This window comes from Campylobacter geochelonis (assembly GCF_013201685.1).
Lineage (GTDB): Bacteria > Campylobacterota > Campylobacteria > Campylobacterales > Campylobacteraceae > Campylobacter_B > Campylobacter_B geochelonis.
Genome location: NZ_CP053844.1, coordinates 619,553 through 641,369, shown reverse-complemented (window position 1 = coordinate 641,369; position 21,817 = coordinate 619,553). Strand labels below are relative to the sequence as shown.

17 protein-coding genes and 1 tRNA gene are annotated in these 21,817 nt (G+C 33.2%); 2 read left to right on the top strand and 16 right to left on the bottom strand.

What is annotated here, in order from left to right:
• Positions 1–9 precede the first annotated feature (9 nt).
• Positions 10–1,266 carry a peptidase U32 family protein gene (locus tag CGEO_RS03015; protein WP_075494797.1) on the bottom strand — a complete coding sequence of 419 codons (1,257 nt, stop codon included), beginning with the start codon at positions 1,264–1,266 and terminating at the stop codon, positions 10–12.
• Between the two features lie 157 nt (positions 1,267–1,423).
• Here CGEO_RS03015 and glnA point away from each other — a divergent pair, with 157 nt between their 5' ends.
• Positions 1,424–2,851, top strand: a complete 1,428-nt coding sequence (glnA, locus tag CGEO_RS03010; RefSeq protein WP_075494799.1) for a type I glutamate--ammonia ligase — start codon at positions 1,424–1,426, stop codon at positions 2,849–2,851.
• A gap of 39 nt (positions 2,852–2,890) precedes the next feature.
• On the opposite strand, the gene CGEO_RS03005 is transcribed toward glnA, so the two are convergent.
• From CGEO_RS03005 to CGEO_RS02960, 10 genes are all read right to left on the bottom strand, one after another.
• Complete coding sequence (locus CGEO_RS03005; protein WP_075540065.1) at positions 2,891–5,620, bottom strand: M16 family metallopeptidase; 2,730 nt, start codon at positions 5,618–5,620, stop codon at positions 2,891–2,893.
• A gap of 9 nt (positions 5,621–5,629) precedes the next feature.
• Positions 5,630–6,082, bottom strand: coding sequence for a GatB/YqeY domain-containing protein (locus CGEO_RS03000; protein WP_075531878.1), 453 nt, complete (start codon positions 6,080–6,082; stop codon positions 5,630–5,632).
• Positions 6,079–6,966, bottom strand: coding sequence for a Ppx/GppA phosphatase family protein (locus CGEO_RS02995; protein ID WP_075540064.1), 888 nt, complete (start codon positions 6,964–6,966; stop codon positions 6,079–6,081). Before CGEO_RS02995 ends, CGEO_RS03000 begins: the two co-directional genes overlap by 4 nt.
• A 116-nt stretch (positions 6,967–7,082) precedes the next feature.
• The gene (gene serA, locus CGEO_RS02990; RefSeq protein WP_075540063.1) at positions 7,083–8,660 is read right to left on the bottom strand and encodes a phosphoglycerate dehydrogenase; all 1,578 of its coding nucleotides are present in this window, start codon (positions 8,658–8,660) and stop codon (positions 7,083–7,085) included.
• A gap of 66 nt (positions 8,661–8,726) precedes the next feature.
• Positions 8,727–10,409 (bottom strand): 30S ribosomal protein S1, encoded by a 1,683-nt coding sequence (locus CGEO_RS02985; protein ID WP_075494809.1) that lies wholly within the window; start codon positions 10,407–10,409, stop codon positions 8,727–8,729.
• Positions 10,410–10,642: 233 nt separating this feature from the next.
• Positions 10,643–11,470 (bottom strand): 4-hydroxy-3-methylbut-2-enyl diphosphate reductase, encoded by an 828-nt coding sequence (locus CGEO_RS02980; RefSeq protein ID WP_075494811.1) that lies wholly within the window; start codon positions 11,468–11,470, stop codon positions 10,643–10,645.
• Positions 11,460–12,734, bottom strand: coding sequence for a 3-phosphoshikimate 1-carboxyvinyltransferase (gene aroA / locus CGEO_RS02975; RefSeq protein WP_075494813.1), 1,275 nt, complete (start codon positions 12,732–12,734; stop codon positions 11,460–11,462). The genes CGEO_RS02980 and aroA overlap by 11 nt, the downstream gene beginning before the upstream one ends.
• Entirely contained in the window at positions 12,731–15,058 is a 2,328-nt protein-coding gene (gene pheT / locus CGEO_RS02970) for a phenylalanine--tRNA ligase subunit beta (protein ID WP_075540062.1), read from the bottom strand. The genes aroA and pheT overlap by 4 nt, the downstream gene beginning before the upstream one ends.
• The gene (pheS, locus tag CGEO_RS02965; RefSeq protein ID WP_075540061.1) at positions 15,055–16,047 is read right to left on the bottom strand and encodes a phenylalanine--tRNA ligase subunit alpha; all 993 of its coding nucleotides are present in this window, start codon (positions 16,045–16,047) and stop codon (positions 15,055–15,057) included. The genes pheT and pheS overlap by 4 nt, the downstream gene beginning before the upstream one ends.
• Positions 16,048–16,566: 519 nt before the next feature.
• The gene (locus CGEO_RS02960; protein WP_075494819.1) at positions 16,567–17,247 is read right to left on the bottom strand and encodes an ankyrin repeat domain-containing protein; all 681 of its coding nucleotides are present in this window, start codon (positions 17,245–17,247) and stop codon (positions 16,567–16,569) included.
• 137 nt (positions 17,248–17,384) lie between these two features.
• On the opposite strand from CGEO_RS02960, the gene CGEO_RS02955 reads away from it, so the two are divergent.
• Positions 17,385–17,744 carry a histidine triad nucleotide-binding protein gene (locus CGEO_RS02955; RefSeq protein WP_075494821.1) on the top strand — a complete coding sequence of 120 codons (360 nt, stop codon included), beginning with the start codon at positions 17,385–17,387 and terminating at the stop codon, positions 17,742–17,744.
• 1,184 nt (positions 17,745–18,928) lie between these two features.
• Here the strand turns inward: CGEO_RS02955 and CGEO_RS10105 are convergent.
• From CGEO_RS10105 to CGEO_RS02930, 5 genes are all read right to left on the bottom strand, one after another.
• Positions 18,929–19,543 carry a hypothetical protein gene (locus CGEO_RS10105; protein WP_075494823.1) on the bottom strand — a complete coding sequence of 205 codons (615 nt, stop codon included), beginning with the start codon at positions 19,541–19,543 and terminating at the stop codon, positions 18,929–18,931.
• Positions 19,544–19,661: 118 nt separating this feature from the next.
• Positions 19,662–19,745, bottom strand: a tRNA-Leu gene (locus CGEO_RS02945).
• 50 nt (positions 19,746–19,795) lie between these two features.
• Positions 19,796–20,140 (bottom strand): F0F1 ATP synthase subunit C, encoded by a 345-nt coding sequence (locus CGEO_RS02940; protein ID WP_075494825.1) that lies wholly within the window; start codon positions 20,138–20,140, stop codon positions 19,796–19,798.
• Between the two features lie 179 nt (positions 20,141–20,319).
• A complete protein-coding gene (gene dsbI, locus CGEO_RS02935) occupies positions 20,320–20,970 on the bottom strand; it encodes a protein-disulfide oxidoreductase DsbI (protein WP_075531871.1) in 651 nt (216 codons plus the stop codon).
• A gap of 29 nt (positions 20,971–20,999) precedes the next feature.
• Complete coding sequence (locus tag CGEO_RS02930; protein ID WP_075494829.1) at positions 21,000–21,698, bottom strand: thiol:disulfide interchange protein DsbA/DsbL; 699 nt, start codon at positions 21,696–21,698, stop codon at positions 21,000–21,002.
• Between the last annotated feature and the right edge of the window lie 119 nt (positions 21,699–21,817).

Below are 21,817 nucleotides of genomic sequence, written 5' to 3'. Positions count from 1 at the left end.
ACTTCTCCTTTAAATTTCTTTTCTTAAAAATGTAAAATTTGGCAACTTAACTGGCAAAATTATCTCATTTAAGTTACCACTATGGATATCGCTAAACTCTTTTCCTGTTTTGGTTGTAAGCTTTTTAAATTCGATTAAATTTAGCCCATTTTGACTATAAACTCGCCCTATTTCGTTTTCAACTTCACAAATTTGGCTATTTAGTGGCGCAACTATCTCATAAGGTGTGTTTAAATCTATTCGGTGTTTTGTCTTAAAAACCTCGCCATCTTCGCTAATAGCGTGAACTTGATGAGTTCCATCTTCCATTTGTATATCCAAACTTTGTGTGCTTTTTCGCTCATATGGTTTGTGGATAAGATATCCATCAGTAAAGCCACGATTTGCTAGTGAGTTTAGCTCTTTTTCATACTTTGATGGGTCAAATTTACCAGCCATAGCATCATCAATAGCCATTCTATAAGCTCTTGTTGCGCACGCTACATAATACTCGCTTTTTGTTCTTCCCTCGATTTTAAAGCTATCGATAGCGTCTGTTTGCATGATTTTTTCAATATGAGTGCCTAAATTTAAATCTTTTGAGTTCATTATATATGTTCCGCCTTCGTTTTCTTCTAAGCGAAACAAAGCTCCATTTTCTGGGCTTTTAGCATATAACTCATAGTTAAACCTGCAGTCATTTGCACAACTTCCTCTGTTTGAAAACCGTCCACTTTGCACGGCTGAGACTAAACAACGTCCACTATATGCAAAACACATTGAACCATGCACAAAAATTTCAATCTCTAAATTTGGAACCATTTCTTTGATTTTTATCGCATCTTTTAGGCTCATTTCGCGAGCTGCAACTATACGCGAAGCACCCATTTGATGGTAAATTTTAGCATCAAGATAGTTCATAACGTTTGCTTGAGTTGAAAGATGAATTTCAATCTGTGGCGCAATCTCTTTAGCCAAAGCCATAACTCCAGGAGTTGCTATTATCATCGCATCGACTTCTAGCTCTTTTAGGGTTTGGATATGTTTTTTAATCCCTTCAATTTGCATATTAAAAGGAAATCCATTAACCGTAGCATAAAATTTCTTACCCTTTTCGTGCGTTAGTTTAACGCCTTCGCTAAAGCTTTCTAAGTCAAATTCCTTAGCGCTTCTTTGGCGAAGCGAAAAATTTCCCATACTCGCATAAACCGCGTCCGCTCCATACTCTAAAGCGATTTTTAGTTTTGTAAGATTTCCTGCTGGGCTTAATAACTCAACTTTTTTCATCATTATCCTAAATTTTGTTTTAACCTAACATTATATATCAAATTTCTTTAAAAGAAGTTTTATGCTCATTTTGCAAACAACTTGTGGTTTTAAAGGTTTTTTAACTTAATTAAAAAATTTTATGATAAAATAAACAGAAATTTTTAAAGGAGAATATATGGGAAAATTTGTTAAAAACATCAATGATTTTTTTAAATTTTGTGATGAAAATGAGGTTGCTTTTGTTGATTTTCGTTTTACCGATATGAAAGGAACTTGGCATCACGTATCTTATACTTATAAAAGATTAGCCAAAGATTTTGACAAAGGCATACCATTTGATGGTAGCAGTATAGATGCGTGGCAACCGATAGATAAATCAGATATGATGCTTATCCCAGATGTACAAACAGCCTTTTTAGATCCATTTACAGCTGATGTTACAATCGTTGTTATATGTGATGTTTATGATATTTATAAAGGTCAAATGTATGAAAAATGTCCTAGATCAATCGCTAAAAAAGCAGAACAATTCCTTGTAGAAACTGGCATTGGGGATACTTGTTACTTTGGCCCTGAAAATGAATTTTTTATCTTTGATGATGTTAAGATAGTTGATTCTATGAACTATGCGATGTATCATGTAGATAGCGAAGAGGGCTCTTGGAATAGTGGCAAAGAGTATAAAGATGGCTATAACACAGGTCATAGACCAGGAGCAAAGGGTGGATATTTTCCTTGCCAGCCAGTAGATAGCATGGTTGATTTAAGGGCTGAAATGATACAAGTACTAGAGCAAATCGGACTTGAAACCTTTGTCGTTCATCACGAAGTAGCACAAGGTCAAGGAGAAATCGGAGTTAAATTTGGCACTTTAGTTGAGGCTGCTGATAACGTTCAAAAGTATAAATATGTCGTTAAAATGGTCGCTCATTTAAATGGCAAAACAGCAACTTTCATGCCAAAACCACTATATGGCGATAACGGAAGCGGAATGCACGTGCATCAATCAATCTGGAAAAATGGCAAAAATACATTTTATAAAAAAGGCGAATACGCAAATTTAAGCGACGAGGCTAGATGGTATATAGGTGGTGTTTTAAAACATGCTAGAAGTGTAGCTGCCTTTACAAACCCAAGCACAAATAGCTATAAACGCCTAATTCCAGGCTTTGAAGCGCCGAGTATTTTAACATATTCTAGTCAAAATCGTTCAGCTTCTATTAGAATCCCTTATGGAAGTGGTGAAAACTCAGTTAGAGCTGAGATGCGTTTCCCCGATAGTACAGCTTGCCCATATTTAGCCTTTGCAGCGCTACTTTTAGCTGGAATTGATGGGATTAAAAACAAATATGAGCCAATTGGCCCAATGGATATAAATTTATTTGAGCTAACACTTGATGAAATCCGTGAAAAAGGAATCGAGCAACTTCCTCACACTTTACGTGGTTCGCTTGAAGCGGTTATTAGAGATAATGAATACTTAAAACCTGTAATGAGTGAGCTGTTTATCAAGACTTATCAACACTTTAAATTTGAAACTCAAGTTTGGCCTTATGAGGCTAGACCTACTGCGTTTGAGTTTGCTACTTGCTACTCATGCTAGATTTAAGTAAGCTAAATTTAGGGCCAAACGACCCTAAATTTACTTTTTCTCAAGCGTTGAAATAATAAAGTTATCCAAATCAAACGCTAAATTTACTATATCTTTTATATCTTTTAAAGTTACAGAATTTATTAAATTTATATACTCATCATAACTAAAAATATGCTCGTTATAAATAGCACTCGTTGTTAGCATGTTAAGCCAGAAATTTGGATTTTGATAGCTTTTTTCTAGTTGGACTTGTTTTATTTTTTTGATACTTTCAAGCTCTTTTTCATCTTTAAAATCGCTCTTTAAACAGCCTATGAGCTGTTTTACGTTTTTTACTATCTTATCTACATTTTCTACATCGCTTGTAAAACTTATCTGAGTAAAGCTCTCTTTAAATGGCTCTTTTTCTATCTTAGAGTCTGCATAAATCCCATAAACCATACCATCTTTTTCTCTAATTTTCTCTCTCATCAAAGTATTCAAAACTTCAGTGGCTAAATCAAGCGAAATGGCGTTTTTAGGACTAAATTTAAGCTTATCGGTTTTTATGTAAATAGTAGTTTTAGAAACATCTTCTTGCAAGTAATTTCTTTTAAATTTATGCTTTCCATCTATGCTTTTTACGCCATCATCTAAAATTTCGCCTATTTTTTTCTCGCCTTTTAAATTTCCTATATATTTTTGCGCAATTTTGATAAAATCGTCACTTTTCATATCTCCAACAAAGATAAAATAATACTCGCCAGCATTTTTATAATTATCATTTAAAAACGCTCTTTGCTTTTTTAAATTCATATTTTTGATATCATTTTCATCTGCAAATTTCATCTTTTGGCTGTTTTTATAAAAAAAGTCGTTAAACTCTTTTGCAAATTTATACTCTGGATTTTGCTCATTTGTTTTTAGTGCATCAATGGCTAGCTTTTGATAAACAGAAAAATATGTGCTATCGATTTTAGGCGAGCTAAAATCTACATAAAGTGCTTTTAGCAAGTTTTCTAAGTCTTTTATGCTACTGCTTCCGCTATATCCAAGCGAGGTTTTGTTGATAAATTTAGAGTAGTTAAACATCTGTGCGGCTGTGATTTTGCTAACTTCATAGTCGTTAAATTTACCAATTCCACTGCCGTTTGATAAATTTATAGCAAAATTTGCCATCTTTAGATCATCAATGTTACTAAATCCACCTTTTTTAACCGCGTTAAAAACTATGTTGTCTTTTTTAGTATCGATTTGTTTAAAGATAACTTTTGCGCCATTTTCAAACTCATAAAAATATACTAAATTTTTCTTATCAACGCTTGAATTTATCGGTTTTTTCACCTTTAAATTTGTGCTTAAAAGCGAAGTTGGAAGCTTTTTTTCTTCACTTTTTTTAGCGGTTGCATTTTTTTGGATTTTTAAAATATCATCTTTGTTTATAGAAACCGGCTCTTTTGATACGATTTCAACCAAAACCCCTTTTGATGATACAATCTTTTTAAAGTATGAATTTAGCTCTTCTAAAGTTATGCTTGAGATTATCTTTTTACCCATTTCATAACTATCTTGTGGGCTTAAAAAGGTTGTTTGTGAGTTTAGAAATGATAAAATTTGCCACATTATCACATGATTATCTCTACTTTTGCTTCTATCGTAATTTGTCTTATTTTGGCTTAAAAGGCTGCTTTTTACAGACTCAAAATCCCCTTTATCAAAGCCAAATTCACTAACTTGCTTAATTAAAGAAAAAGCATCTTTTAAACTAGCGTTAAAATCATCATTTATAACATTTGTATAAAAGCCGTTTAACTCTTTTTTGTTATACAAATTCATAGCAAAAAAATTCGTGCTTAAAAGCGACTCATTTTTAGCTCTTCTACTATCATTCATAAGTCCAAAAAGCTCACTTATAAAACTATCTTTATAGTCATTTTCAAACTCTTTATAGCTATTTTTTACACTTGCATTTGCTTCGAAAAAGACCTTTATGTGGCTGTTTGTTATCTCTTTATCATTTGGGTTAAAGACTACGAGTTTGTTAAAAAAGCCTATATTTTTTTCTATTTTTTTTGCCGGCTTTGCCCCTTTTATATCGCTTAAACTCTCTTTAATCAAAGCCTGCATTTTACTCTCATTAAAGTCTCCAACCACTGCTAAATAAGCGTTTTTTGGCTGATAATACCTTATGTAAAATCCTCTCATAAGCTTTGGCGTAGCACCTCTAACAACGTCCATATCGCCGATTGGCAGGCGTTTTGCATATATGCTATCTTTAAAATAATAAGGAAGTGATTGATCACTTATCCTAGTTAAGGCGTTTTTCCTGCTTTTCTCTTCTGATACGATAACGCCCTTTTCAGCTTCTAAATCATCTTTATTAAATTTAACTTTAAAGCCTAAATTTGATATAACTTTCAAAGCTTTTTTTATCGTTTTATCATCATTTTTTATCGTTAGCGTATAGTAGGTTCTATCAAAGCTAGTTGCCGCGTTTAAATCAGCTCCAAATTTAACTCCAAGGCTTTCAAGCTCTTTTATAAGCTCGTTTTTATCAAAGTCATCAGTGCCGTTAAACGCCATATGCTCGACAAAATGGGCAATACCCCGCTCATTTTCATTTTCATCTGTTGAACCGGCTTTGATATTTAGGATTAAATTTATACTATTTTTAGGAGTTTGGTTTTGGTAAAGATAGTATTTTAAACCATTATCAAGTTCGCCTGATATTAAATTTTTATCATTTTCAAGCCCAAAACAAAACACACTAAAAAAGATAATTAATAAAATTTTTTTCATTTACAGCTCTTACGCTAGTTTTTCAAGCAAGCTTTTTACGCTTTGACTGATTCGTTTTCCATCGCACGCAGCGCCGATTTCATCTTTTGCTACTTTCATAACTTTGCCAAGATCTTTTATGCTAGTTGCTCCTGTTTGCTTTATGATTTTAGATATTTTTTCATTTAGCTCATCTTCGCTTAACTGTTTTGGTAAATAGTTTTGTATGATTAAAATTTCCTCTTTTTCCTTGTCGGCTAAATCCTGTCTGCCGCCTTTTGTATACTGTTCTACTGAGTCATTTCTCTTTTTTATCTCACTTTGTAAAATAGATAAAATTCTATCATCTCCAAGCTCGATTCTCTCATCAACCTCTACTTGTTTTAAAGCCGCTAAAATCACGCGCAACGTATCTCGTTTAAAGTTTGCTTTTTCTTTCATCGCACTCTTTACATCTTCTAAAAGTTGTGTTTTTATACTCATTTTCTCTCCTTTGTTTTATTAATATAATCAATCATAATTCCCTCTCTAAGCCCATCATCAACGACTACGAACTCGTGCTCTTTAAAATCTTTTAAAAGAGATTTTAACAAAAATGTAGCCCCAACGATATAAACTGCCCTGTTTTCACCTACTTTTTTGCTCGCCTCTTCATCATCTAAAGCTAGAATTTCCTTAGCCGTTTTATCAAAATCGCTAAATTTAATCTTTTGCCCATTAACCAAATTTGGGTTATAACTTGCATAATCAAGCCCTAAATTTAAAGCCACCATCGTAGTTGGCACACCTGAAGTTAAAACGATGTTTTTAGAATTTGAATTTATTATAAATTCTTTAGCATCTTTTACAACTTCATCTGCATGATTTTGCATATTTTCATAAGTTAAAAACTCATTATGAAACCTGACAATTCCAAATTTAAAACTCTCATAATGCCCGTTAAACGCCACTTCCGTACTTGCTCCACCTAAATCTATGATAAGCAAATCCATAGTGCTAAAACGCAATTTTTCAAGCCTTGTTTTTACAGCAAGTTCAATAAATTTAGCCTCACTTTTACCATCGATTATCTTAAAATTGATACCAAATTTAGTCTTAATCTGGCTAAAAAACTCAACACTATCACTTGCCATTCTAAACGCTTCTGTAGCAACGCCAACGTGCGCGAAATTGTTAAATTCAAACTCATTTTTTATAGTTTCTAATGCTTTGCAAATTCTCTCTTTTGCAAGCGCGTTTAACTTTTTGCCCTCTTTTAGCCCACGAGCAGAACCTACTATAAATTCCATACTTTTTAAAATCATATAATCATCACTCATCAAAGCTGCTCTGATGGTGTTTGAACCAAGATCTATACCTATAACCATAACTTTTCCTTTAGTCACATATGATATCAAAAAATGTTAAAAGCAATAAAAACGTAAGCTAAATTTAGCCTATAAATTTAAGTAATTAGAAGAAATTTGGGCAAAAAGCCCAAATTTTAGATAGTTGCGTATTTCGCCCAGATACAAGCATCAAGAGCGTTTAGTTTATCAAGAATTTCTTTATCGATATTTTCATCGACCAATATAACAGCCAAAGCAAAACCATCATCGCCTCGACCTAGTCTAAAGTCGGCGATGTTGATGTTAGCATTAGCTAAAATTGAGCTGATATTCATGATAACTCCAGGGATATCACTGTTTTTAAACAATATCATCTTGCCTTTTGGCTTAAAGTCTGTTTTGTAGCCGTTGATGTTGATTATACGTTGCTCGTTCTCGTTAAATACTGTTCCACTAACCGATGAGACATCTTTATCTGTGATGATTTTAATGCTAACTTTGTTTTTATAAACAGATGGCGTTGTATCGCAAGTTTGTGTTTTTATACCTTTTTCATCAGCTATAAATTTAGCATTTACATAGTTAATACTATCGCCCAAAGTATCCCTTAAAGCGCCAACTAAAGCAAAAGTTAAAAGTGAGTCAGTGTAGTTGCTGACATCGCCAGAAGCTTCGATTTTAATGGCTTTAATCGGACCTTTATTTATCTGAGCTGCTAGATAAGACATCTTTGATACAAGATCTAAGTAGGATTTTACGCCATCTGGTAAATCCTCTGTTTTGATAGGTAAATTCAGCGCATTTGGATATGAAATTCCTCTTGATGCGCTTATAGCTTGCTCAGCAGCTTCTATAGCGATGTTACTTTGAGACTCAAGCGTATTTGCGCCAAGATGTGGCGTTGCTGTAAAATTTGGCAAATCAAGCAAAGGATGATCTGTTCCTGGCTCTTTTTTGAAAACATCAATTCCAGCATAAGCTATCTTGCCACTTTTTAAGCCCTCAAGAAGCGCATCTTCGTTTATAAGCCCACCTCTAGCACAGTTTACTATCCTAATGCCATCCTTCATCTTCTCTAACTCTGGCTTATCTATCATGTTGATAGTTTCAGTAGTCTTTGGAGTGTGAATTGTGATAAAATCGCACGCTAAAATATCATCAAAATTTGTTGTGTACTTAGCACCCAAATTTGTAGCCTTTGAAGGCTCGATGTATGGATCATAAGTGATAACTTTCATACCAAAAGCCAAAGCTCTAGTTGTAACTCTTGAGCCGATATTTCCACAACCTATAACGCCTAAAGTTTTGTTAAACAGCTCTGTTCCATACCACTTTTCACGTTTCCAAGTTCGATTTAGTTTAAGATCGTTGCATGAGTCTACATATTTTCTTGCCGTGTTTAGCAGATGGCACATCGTCATTTCAACCGCTGCAATAGTATTTGCAGCAGGCACGTTCATAAGCACTATGCCTCTTTTTGAACATCCATCTATATCAACGTTATCAACCCCAACACCGGCTCTTACGATAGCTTTAAGATTTTTACCAGCATCTAAAAACGCCTCATTTACATCGGTTGAACTTCTAGTAATCGCAACATCAGCCTCTGGTAAAATGCTTAAAAGCTCATCTTTTGGGGTTTTTGAAGCATCTATTACTTTTACATCGCTCTCTTTTGCTAAAATATCAAAGCCTACTTTATGAATCGCATCACAAACTATTATAGTACTCATAACATACCTTTAAAAATTATACATAAAAAGCCTCTCCACTTAGAGAGGCGACAAATTTAGCTAAATTTAGTTATCTGAAAGTTGTTCTTTTATAAGATCACCTAAAGTCATCTTATCATCTTCGCTGTTGTTTATCTCATTTAATACAGCGCGTTCTTTAGCACGAGCTAATCTTTTAATGCTTAGACGAATTCTGTTTTTCTTGCTATCTATAAAATCAATAGCAGCTTCGATATCATCACCAGCTTTTAAGCTCTCAGCTTCAACGCTTCCTAAATCTTCTTTTCTAATAAGCGCATCAACGCCATCTTCAAGCTCGACAAAAACGCCAAAGTCTTTTATATCGCGAATTTTACCTTTTACGATATCGCCAACTTTTTGGTTTTTAGAGTATTCCATAATCGGACTATCTTCTAGCTCTTTTTTGCTTAGTGAGATTTTTTGTGCATCTTCATCGATTTTGATGATTTTAACTTCAACTTCATCGCCAGTTTTTAGCATATCTTTACATCTTGCATTTCTATCCCAAGATGAGTCTTCGTTGTGAAGCAGACCTTCAATAGTACCGATTTTTATAAATGCGCCAAAATTTGTGATAGTTGTAACTATACCTTTTACCACATCACCAACTCTGTGAGATTTTTTAAACTCATCAAATGGTTTTTCAAGTAAATTTTTAAGACTTACTCTTAAGCGTCTTTCATTTGTGTCAATTTCGATGATTTCAACATCGATTTCTTGACCTTCGCTTATGAAATCTTTTGGATTTTTAATGTTTTTATCCCACGAAATTTCGCTGATATGTAAAAAGCCCTCGATATCGTTTCCAAGATCAACAAAAGCACCATATGGCTCGATGTTGCTAACTGTTACTCTAATAGTATCGCCTACTTCAAGACCATCTTCTGTAATCTCTTGCCAAGGATCTGGCATAGCAGCTTTTACAGATAAAGATAGGTGTCTTTTTTCGTTATCATAACTTATAGCTTTTACAAGAACTTTATCACCCTCGCTAAACAAACTTCCTGGATTTGCTGGACCTTTATAGCTTATCTCGCTGTAGTGAACAAGACCATCTACGCCACCAACATCAACAAACATACCATAAGTTGTGATTTTTTTGATAACGCCTTCGATGATTTCGTTGCTTTCAATGATATTTGCGATAGCTTCTCTTTTTACTTTTCTCTCTTCATCTACAATCTTTTTTCTAGAAACTAAAATGCTATTGCTCTCTTTGTCCGCTTTGATGATTTTAACTTTGTAAGTTTTGCCGATAAGCGAGTTTGAGTCTTTTAAAGCGCTTTGAGATTTAGGCATGAAAAACTCCGCACCCTCATCGTTTACGCAAATATATCCGCCTCTGTTTTTTGACTTAATTTTAACGTTGATTATATTTTCAGCATTTTCATCAAAATTTTCTATAAATTCAGCAACTTTAATCTTTTTTAAAGCTTGTTCATAAGATAGCATTGGCTTGCCATTTCTACTTCCAGTGATAACAACTTTGATGATATCACCCTCTTTTACCGATAGATTGCCATCTTTATCCATAAGTTCAGATGCTCTTAAAACACCTTCAACTTTTCTATCTACATCGACAAAAATTTCATCGCCCTTAATAGCTACTATAGCACCTTCAGTAATAACACTCTCTTCTCTTTTTTTGAAAGATTCCTCTAGCAGAGTTTCAAAATCTTCGAAATTCTCCTCTGCGATATTTTGAACTTTATCGTTCACCTCAGCCATTGCTTTCCTTTTTATGTATAATTTTTATTCTAAAGAATAAGTTTTAGATTTTACTTAAAATTTGCTTTAGTTTTGATTAATTTATTTTGTTTTTTACTTTATAAAAATAGTGAAATTTATAAATTTTAGTAACTAAATTTAGCCAAATTTAGCTTCAAATTCATTATAATTTTTTATATAAAATAGTCATAAAATATGAAATTTATATAAAAATTTAGATTTTATTATTGATTTTATTCAAATTCTTTAATCTTATTTACAACTTTTTGTATAATCCAATCAGGTGTGCTAGCTCCAGCAGAAATTCCACAAAATTCCTTGCCATTAAACCACTCTTTTTGAATTTCACTCTCATTTTCTATCAAGTAACTATCATCGCAAAAGTTTTTACATATCAAAAAAAGCTGCTTTGTATTTGATGAGTTTTTACCACCAACTACTACCATAATATCGGCTTTTATAGCAAGTTCTCTAGCTGCTTCTTGGTTTTCTAAAGTCGCGTTGCAAATAGTGTTAAAGACTCTAACTTCCTTAGTTCGAGTCATTAAGTAAGCAACTATTTTTATAAAATCTTCAATCTTTTTTGTAGTTTGCGATACAACTGCTATTTTAGAGCAAAGTTTTATGCCATCAAGCTCAGTTGAGTCTAGCACAACATGTACATTTCCTTGCGCATAACTCATCACGCCTTTGACTTCTGGGTGATTTTTATCTCCAAAAATGACAATATCATAGCCATTTTTACTCATCTCTTCAACGATGTTTTGCGGTTTTGTAACAAACGGGCAAGTCGCATCTATGATGTTTTTACCATTGTCTTTTAAGACTTGAAGATCTTTTTTTGTAATACCATGAGTGCGAATTATAATCTTATCTTCATCTTTCATCTCTTCAATCGTACTTAATGTTTTAACATTAAAATTATCTTCAAGCCTTTTTATCTCTTCGCTGTTGTGTATAAGCTCGCCAAAAGTCGCTCCATCTTTGCTGTTTTCAGCTATCTTTATAGCTCTTTTTACGCCAAAACAAAAGCCGTAGCTCTTAGCAAGTTCAATTTTCAATGCTAACTCCTAAGCTAGCTAAAATCTCTTTAAAATTTGGAAAAGATGTCGCAATGCACTCATCTGCTTCGATTATCATACCACACTTAAGTCCTAAAATCGCAAAACTCATCGCGATTCGGTGATCTCCAAAAGAGTCGATTATAGCTGGTTTTGCCACGCCACCTTTTATGATAAATCCATCTTCAAGTTCGTTTGCTTCTATGCCACAAGTTTGAAGTCCCTTAACTGTAACTGCGATGCGATCACACTCTTTGACTCTTAGCTCTTTTGCATTTCTTAGCACACTTTCTCCACTTGCATTTGCAAAAGCTACGGCAAGTGCTGGTGCTTCATCGATTAGCCATGATATGTTTTGACTAACTTCAACTCCATGGAGTGGCGCATACTCAACTGTTATATCGCCGATATCTTCATAAAGCGATGATGAAAGTTCAAATTTGATATTTGCTCCCATTTTTTGAAGCACTTTATAGGCTTGTACTCTTGTTTTATTAAGTAAGATATTTTTTAAAACCACTTTTGAACCAGGCATAATACACGCTGCAACAGCAAAGTAAAATGCCGAACTTGGATCATTTGGCACAAAAATTTCAAGTGGATTTAAAGGTTTTTTTATAGGGCTTACATCTAAAACAAGCCCATCTCTTTTTATATCCGCCCCCATTCCTATGAGGATTCGCTCACTATGATCTCTACTGAGTTCTGGTTCTATAAATTTACAACCATTGCTTTTAAGAGCCGATAAAATCATAGCAGTTTTTACTTGCGCAGAGGCGATTTTACTCTCATACTCAAAGTACTCAAGCTTCTTGCCTCTTATGCAAAGCGGCGCTTTGTCGCCATTATCTCTACCATCAAATTTAGCTCCAACCTTTGCTAGCGGGTCGCCAACGCGTCTCATTGGACGTTCATTTAGATAAATATCGCCGTTTAAGACAAAAAACCCATCGCTACTTGCTAAAAGTCCCATAAAAATTCTCATCGCAGTGCCGGAGTTTCCGCACTCTAAAATCGAGCTTGGCTCTTTGATTTTTTCTGGCGGAGTGATTTGGACATTTAAGCCATCAATCTCTACTTTTGCACCTAAATTTTCTACGATTTTAAGCGTATTTATCGTATCTTCTGCCATTAAATAATTTTTTATAACAGATTTTTTATCGCTTAAAAGCGAAAAAATGGCACTTCTGTGCGATATCGACTTATCAGCAGCGATGTTTTTTACCTGCGCATTTAGCGGCTCGTTTAAAGCAAAAATTTTCATCTAATTCCTATATTTAATTTTTCTTTCAACTCTTTTAAAATAAGCTCTATTGCACCTGTTATATCGGCATCTTCAAGAGTTTTTTCCATATCTTGAAATGTAAATTTAATAGTTATACTACTATGATTTTCAAGGCTTTTATCTGTATAAATATCAACCACGCTAAATGATTTAAGGTTTTTAATATCTAGTAAGCTTATACACTCTCTAACCTTTTCATATCGCATATCTTGTGGAACTATAAGGCTCAAATCTCTGCTGATGCTTGGGAATTTAGAGTAAGATTTAGCCACAATATCATCAAATTTAAGCTCTTTAAATTTAAGCTCACAAACATAAGTCTTAGGCAAATCAAGCTTTGCTTCAAGCCCTAAATCAACCCTTCCGATGTATCCGACAACCTTGCCATTTTGTACTACATTTGCTTGTTCAAATTCGCTTAGATATGGAATTTTCTCTTTTGGAATTTCGCATTTAAATTTACCAATGACCGCTTGAACCTTTGATGCAAAGTAGATAAAATCCACCTCTTTTGGTTTTGCGCCATTTAATAAACTAGCATCATTTATAAATCCACTAGCTAAAAACGCGACATTATCGCTTTCGTTTGCATTCTCATCAAACACTGTTCCGATTTCAAAAAGCTTAACCGATTTTCTTGAGTTTTTGATATTTCTTTCGCATGAGTGTAAAAAGTGGTTGATTAAAGTTGGTCTAAATACGCTAAGCTCGCTATTTATCGGATTTAAAATCGACACTTTGCACTTTTTAAAACCTAAATTTAATAAATCCGCCTCATTATCAAAAACATAGTGAACGCACTCAAAAAACCCACTTCCAGCCGCTTTTATCCTTATAACTCTTCTGTTTTTATAGTTATAAAATGACTCATTGAGCCTATTTTTCTCGCTAAAGACAAGCGGTTTTGATGGGATATTATCAATACCTACGATTCTAACAACCTCTTCTGCTATATCATAAACATTTTCTATATCGTGTCTAAAGGCTGGAATTTTTACATTTATAAGCTCTTGCTCTAAACTCACATCAAAACCAAGCTTTTTAAGTATCTTAACAGCATCATTTCTAGGCACATCATGACCTATTATAGCGTTCATTTCATCTATGCTAAAGCTTACGATTTTTGCCTCTTTGTTTATCAAAAGTTGTTGAGAGCCACTATATAAGCTTACGTCTGACATTTTTGAGAGTATATTAAAGATATAATCCCCTCCTAAGCTTAAATTTGGTTCACTTCCTCTACTTGAGCGGTAAACTTGCTCATCGCCTTTTAAACTTTTATCTTCATTTGTCGCTACTGCTATGACTTTTGGATCTGTATAGCTCGCTTCTATAATGATTGTTTTTGAGCTTTTACACACTCTAGCTAAATCATTTTGAGAAATTCCAGCTAGTGATAAGCACTCTTTATCGTAATATATCGCGCAGTTTCCATGCTTTTCTTTATGTATATCAAATGTTATTTTAGCGCCATCTTTTGAAATTTTATCGCCATCATAAGCACGAAGTAAAACTCCAGTTGAATATGTCGTATATGAAAGCAAACTATCTATAGGACACTCTTTTGCTATGCCTGCTACGCTCATTCTAAGCGATTTTACTAAGTCGATTTTGAAATTTCCTTTTATGCCAAATGCGCGGTATTGAAACGAGCTGTCGGTTATATCATTTGAGCGAACAGAAAGCACACGCCCAATACCCAAAAGCCCATCTTGCTCGCTATATACAACCTCTTTTATAGGAAGATCAAATGCCGCACTCAAGTCCCTTGCTACGCCATATATACTTAGACAATCTCCTCTGTTTGGAGTTAGTTCGATTTCGATAATATCATCATTTAGTGCTGGATATTCTTTAAGCTCGCACCCTAAAACCAAGTCTCCGATACTGCTATCTAAAACCATAATGCCTTCATTTATCTTAGCAAGTCCAAGCTCGGTTGAAGAGCATATCATACCGTTACTTTGAACGCCTCTTAGCTTAGCTGGTTTGATAACAAGCCCATTTGGAAGCTTTGCACCAACCAAACTCACTGCCACATACTGCCCTGCTTCGACATTTTTAGCTCCACAAACGATTTGCAAAACCTCATTTGCTACGTCTACTTCACAAACGCTAAGTTTATCAGAATCTTCGTGTTTTCTCTTGCTTTTTACATAGCCAATGACTACTTTTTCTGGAATTCTAACCTCTTCATAGCTATCTACTTCAAGTCCGATAGAATTCAAAGTTTGCGTTATCTTTTCACTGCTTATTTTTGAAACATCAAGCCACTCTTGTAGCCAACCTCTTGTTATTATCATTTAAATTGCTCCAATAATCTTAAATCTCCCTCAAAAAGCGACCTTAAATCAGGAACTCCATACAAAAGCATAGCAAATCGTTCAACACCCAAACCAAAGGCATATCCGCTTACATTTTTATATCCTACATGTTTAAACACATTTGGATCTACTTCACCACTGCCCAAAACTTCAAGCCAACCAGTGTGCGAACAAACTCTACAACCCTTGCCTTTGCAAAATATACAACTTATATCAACTTCGGTTGAAGGCTCGGTAAATGGGAAAAAACTAGGGCGAAAACGCACCTTAACATCACCAAACATATAGCGCAAAAAGTCCTCTAAAATGTGTTTTAAATTTGCAAAACTAACGCCATTTCCATCATCTACAACAAGTCCTTCAACTTGGTGAAACATCGGAGTATGGGTTAAATCCATATCTCTTCTAAAAACAGCACCTGGACAAATCATACGAATAGGCGGTTTTGAGTTTTCCATAGTGCGGATTTGAACTGGGCTAGTGTGAGTTCGCAAAAGCCTTTTATCATTTATATAAAACGTATCTTGCATATCGCGCGCGGGGTGATACTTAGGTAAATTTAGCGCTTCGAAGTTATGAAAATCATCCTCTATCAAAGGTCCTGTCTCGATAGAAAAATTTTGTGCTAAAAAATACTCGATAATATTATCCATAGTTGACATAACCGGATGAAGTGCGCCTATATCGCGACTCTCGTCAAATAAAGTTACATCTATCGATTCAGCTTTCATTCTGGCTTTTAACTCTATAAAATCAAGCTCTGTTTTTTTAGCCAAAATAGCTTCGTTAAACACATCTCTTCGTTTATTTAACTCATCAGCAAATGCCTTTTTTTCATCAGCAGGTATGCTTTTAAGTTTAGCAAATTCGCTCGTTATCAAGCCTTTTTTTCCAAAAAGCTCAACTCTAATCTTGTCTAGCTCATCAAGACTAGCAGACGAATTTATCCTATTTATTAACTCGTTCACTCGACTTCCTTACAATAAATAAATTTCTGTTGATTTTATTGTAAAAATGATAAAAGGAAGGTAAAGTTGCATCAAATTTAGTAAATTTCACTATAAATTCTAAATTTAGCGCGCCAAAGAAGTGCTAAATTTCGAGCAAAAAACATAAAAAGCTTCTATTTTAAAGCTATTTTAAAACTTTAACCTTGGTAGAAATTTTCTACGCTTTAAATTTAAAATAGCTAATTTAGTTGATATGGATTTTTGTAACCGTGGCAATAAAACTTGGTTTTAAATTTATAAAGGCCAAACTCTTAATATTTTTCTAAATTTACTATCATAAGCAGATGAAACGATGAAAATTTAGTATAAAACTAGCTAAAATTTTGGCTAAAAATAGCTAAATTTAATAAATCTTAACTACATATTGTAGTAGAAATGACATTAAAATTCTAACCAAAAGCAGCTAAAAAAATATTTTTAAAACCTCTACAAAAAGTAGTTAAATTTAATAAATTTTACTACTTTTATAATATTATTTTATCTAGCACCAGCCTTTTCTAAAATTTTGACTATCTTTTCATAGCCACGGTTTTTAGCATGTTTAAGCGCCGTAACACCATCTCTATCGGCTATATTGACATCGCATCCGCCATTTACTAGCTCTTGAACGATTTGCGTGTGAACTTTACCACCACTTCCTAAAATAACAGCTTCTAAAAGCGCAGTCCAGCCAAGGTTATTTATATGATCTTTTGGAAAATTTGGTGTATTTACTAAAAGTTTTACCACTTCAAGATGTCCTTTTTCAGCAGCAGGTATAAGCGCTGTGCCGCCGTATCTGTTAAAAACATTAAAATCAGCTCCATGTTTTAAAGCCTTTTTAACAAGCTCTAAATTTCCTTGCGCTCCAGCGTATAAAAATGGGCTATTTAGCATATTATCTTGCGTATTTACAGACGCGCCAGCATCGATTAACAAAAATGCTATTTCGTTGTTAAATTTATAAGTTGCATACATCAGCGGCGTTTGTCCTTGGGAGTTTTTAGCTTCTAAATTTGGCTTAGATTTTAAGATATTTTTTAATAAATCCGTGTCACCTTTCTCAATAGCGTAGAAAATGTCCTTTGGGTTTTGCCCAAAAGAATCGGCTGGAAAAGCAAAAAGCACGCTATAAGTAAAGATAGTAAAAATCGGCAGTAAAAATAGAGTTTTTACCATGCAAAATCCTTTTATTTAAATTTTTTCTTAAATTTATTTAATTTTATTAAAAAATCGATAAAAGGAAGATTAGGTTATGAAAAATTTGCCAAATTTAGTTATAATTTTAGCTATTAAAAACTAATTAGGAGAAGATTATGAAAAATGTATTTGAAAAAATCGTCGATGGCGAGATTCCGAGCAACAAAGTTTTAGAAAATGATAAATTTTTAGCTTTCCACGACATAAACCCAAAAGCACCCATTCACATACTTATAATTCCAAAAAAATGCTATGAAAATTTTCAAGAGATGGATACATCGCTAATGAGCGAGATGAGCGAGTTTATCAAAGAGGTCGCAAGAAAAATGGGCGTTGATAAAAGCGGATATAGGCTAGTTTGTAACTGCGGCGAAAATGGTGGTCAAGAGGTGCCTCATCTGCATTTTCACCTTCTTGGTGGCACAAAACTTGAGTGGGAACAAGCAAGCGGAAATAATATGAAAGATGGATTTTAAACGTAAAAATTTGGTCAAAATCGCTTCAAAATTTATTTTAACTATGTAATTTTGTTAAACTAAAGCTAAATTTATAAGAGTTTTTAACTTATAAATTTAGCTATTTTCATAAATAAAACTTCTCATTTATCAACTTTTAAAATTAAAATATCATATAAACAAGTCTGCAAGTTAAAGATTTTAAATATAATTTGCTAGATTGATTAGCAGTGATAAAAAATAAAGCTAAAAATTGTTAAATTCTAAACTTGTCAAATTTTGAGTTTAATTTAAAAATTAGCTTAACGGCTTGATAGATTTTTCTATTTAGCAACAAGCTGCTTTTTAGATTTTGTTTTTAGTTTTGTTATAAAAATTTTAAACTTTTAAAAAATATCGCTAAATTAACCATTGCTAAATCCAGCAAACAAGATATTTTTATAAAAAATATTAATGATTTTAAACATATAATTAAATTTAGTTAAAATAACAAATCTTGCGAATTTCCACTTTGAAATTTATATGATGTGGCATATTTATTCGCATTAGTAATTTTATTTATTTTATAAAAACATTGAAACAAACCTTTTCATCTAAATTTTTAGTGTAATTTTTTAAAATCTTTTATCAAACTATATTTTATAATAGAATTAAAACTTATAAAACAGCTATACAATTATAATATTAAAAAATATAGAAAAAGATGTTAAGACAAATACTTTATCAATCAAAATAGCATTTAACTTGTTTTATCAAATTTTATTTTATACTTTTTTAGCCGATTAAAGTTTTGCCAATGTTGTAGTCTATCGCTATCTACAGAAACTAGAATTTCTTCTTATAAACAACGCAAGTTTGTATCTTTCGTAAAATCATTTATAAATATCTTTTAACTCTCCAATTACATAATAGCGAATTTAAATATACATAATCAACCATATCATTTGCGAATTAATTTAAATTTATAATATTTTTTAAAATTGATAAAAATTTATCTAGTTTTAAGCGACACGAATATAAAGAATCACCTTTTCACACGATAATAATATTTTAATAGATTATAATTATTCTAACCTAAATAATTTTCTAAAATAAAGAGTTTTGCAAACTACGAAAATATATGATAATCTGTTTAAATTTACATTTTATATTAATAAAACCATTTCAAATAGCTAAACTATCGTGTACTTTATCCAAAAAAGCTACTAAATTTTCATACCAAATTTTAAAAGCTCTTTTGGCAAAAAATCATCAAGATTATTAATCGACTTATTATCGATTTGAATTAAATTTAGGCTCTCTTTTTGATAAATTTCTATCTTTTTTCTTTTTCTTGTTGTATATTTTTCGTCATCCTCATAACCCCAAAATTCTATATAAACCTCGCATTTAGGCAAGAAAAAATCACAATACATATCAGCTTCAATCGGAACTCGCCTCTCATACGCAAACATAATATATGAATGATACAGATAATCAGCGATTATAACCTCAGCTCTGCTTCTTACAAAATGCCCACTTTGAGTTCTATACTCTGCTTTAAATTTAGTTCTAAAATCAAGCTCTTCACTATCTTTTGTTTCTATGCTTGGGTTTAAGGCATTGATTAAAATTTTGTTATTTTTAACATTTTCATCCCAATATACACTCAAATTCCCTTTATAATTGTTTTGAATTCCACCGTTTGCTTTACCTTTTTGGGTTAATCTCCAGCCTTGATTACAATCTTCTATAAATCCGATTTCTGCTAAAATTTGGTTTAACTCTTTTGCTTTTTTACCAAGCTCTTTTCCAAGTTCTGTTGGCGTTTTTATAGGCATTGTTTTTCCTTTTTTCACGATTATTTATGCTATTTAAATATGTTAAGAACAAAAAATAATAATTTCTTATGTTATTTTAATGTATTTAATACAAATTTAAACTTAAAAAATTATTTAATGGTGCGACCGACGAGACTTGAACTCGTACACCCTAAAGCACTACCACCTCAAGATAGCGTGTCTACCATTCCACCACGGTCGCAAAAAAAAAGATAAAAAAGAGTTTTCCCGTAAAGTTACGGGAAAATAGTATTAAGCACCAGCCGCAGCTCTAAATGCGTCTGTGATTAGCGGGTTTGCATAAAGCAAGATAAATGAAATAACAAGTGCATAAATAACTTGCGCTTCGATCATCGCCAAAGAAATATACATAGTAGTTGAAAGCTTGCTAGCTACGCTTGGGTTTCTTGCGATGCCTGAGATTGTTGCAGAAGCAGCATTACCCATACCAACAGCACCACCAAGTGCAGCAAAACCTAAAGCTATACCAACAGCAATAGCAGAAAAAGAAGCCACAGTTGTATAAGCCTCTAACTCGCCCTCAGCTGCAAAAGCTACACCAACAAGTGCAAACATGAAAAAAACGATTTTTTTCATAAAATATCCTTAAAATAAATTTCATCTTAAAACAACGTTCGGATCAGTCCCCTACTAGAAATTTAAGACTTGATATTATACAGAAAATAAACTTGAAATTTGGTTAAAATTTGAAATTTGTTAAATAAAAAAGTGGCACAAGCGCTAGCTCATGCCACAGCATAAAAATCCGATATATTTTATTTACTTTTAACTTTTGTGATAATCCAGCTAGCTAACATCGCTACCAAAAGAGCTAACGATACAACATACGCCAAAAGCGTGCATTGTGCCATATCGCCAAATTTCATAGATGGGATTAGATACCAACCTTCTGAGTAGAAATTTGTAAAAAATGTCTGAATAGCATCAAGCTCTGCTCCATCAGGAACGATTGGTGAGTCATAACCACAATCTCCAGTTGGTTTAAACCAATCAGGAGACCACTGAGCCAAAGGCAAACCAAACGGAAAGTTTGGATCGGTTGAGCAACCCTGTACACCAAACGGATCATCTCCATGAACCGCCTCATGGATAGCATGAAGTTTAACACTATATCCTATACCTATAATCGCACCATAAATTCCTAAAACATAGCCTATAATTTTTAAAACTATATTTTTAGGGTTAATCGCAGCTATTATTCCGCCAAGCGCCATTACTAGCATTGAAAAACGTATATAAACACACTGTTCGCATGGCAACATATAAAGATAGTTTTGAAAAAAACTGTGTGCTAGTATAACCATACCAAGCATCGCAACAGCCATCACTATCCATAAAAATCTCTGATCTTGCCATCTAGAAATCGTTTGCAATGGCGCACTTTTAAAATCTTGACATAAACTCATAACTTTTTCCTTTTTGTATTAGCCCAAATTTAGTTCATAGCTTTTAGTTCGTTGATTGTATTTACCATTTGGTCTATACCTCTAATCGAACTTGTTTTGATAAGGTATTTTCCATTTACAACAAACGCAGGAACGCCTTGAATTTTAGCTACGCTATATGCATCTCCGTTATTATCCATACCCCATTTTGTAAGTAGTTCTTGAACTTTTGGATCTTTAACCGCTGCTTCAAACTCAGCCTTGCTCATACCGATTGCATCTAATGCTGTTTTTAAGAACGCATCAACATTCTCTGCTTTGCTTGCATCGCCACCCCATCTCTCTTTTTTATCGTGATATGCTTTATAAAGAGCAAATTTTGATTTTTTGAAATTTGAGTTATCATCAAGTAGGCTTGTGCCAGCAGCCTCATCTTTTACGATTGCAACAGCTGCGACTTCGCTACCATATTTACCAAAAACGCCTTTTGTAGCTAGATGATAAGGTGTAAATTTCATATCTGGAAGTTTTGCCATAACTGGTTTGGTAACCGCTTTGTCATATTTGTAGCAAAATGGGCAATCATAGCTGTATACTTTTATAATTGTATTTTGTGCATTAGCGATTGGTTTTTCTAAAACAACGTAGTCTTTTCCCTCAACAACCGCAGCACTCGCACTTACGCCTGCAACTATAGCCATAACAGCAACTGATTTTACAACACTTTTGAAAAATGATGATACTTTCATAAAATTCTCCTTAAAATAAATTTGTATTTCTTTTTTTAAATCTTAAGTGGCATTTTATAACAATTTTTATAAAAAGTCAATTATTTTTTACCTATTTTGTAAAAAAGTTTAGAAACTAG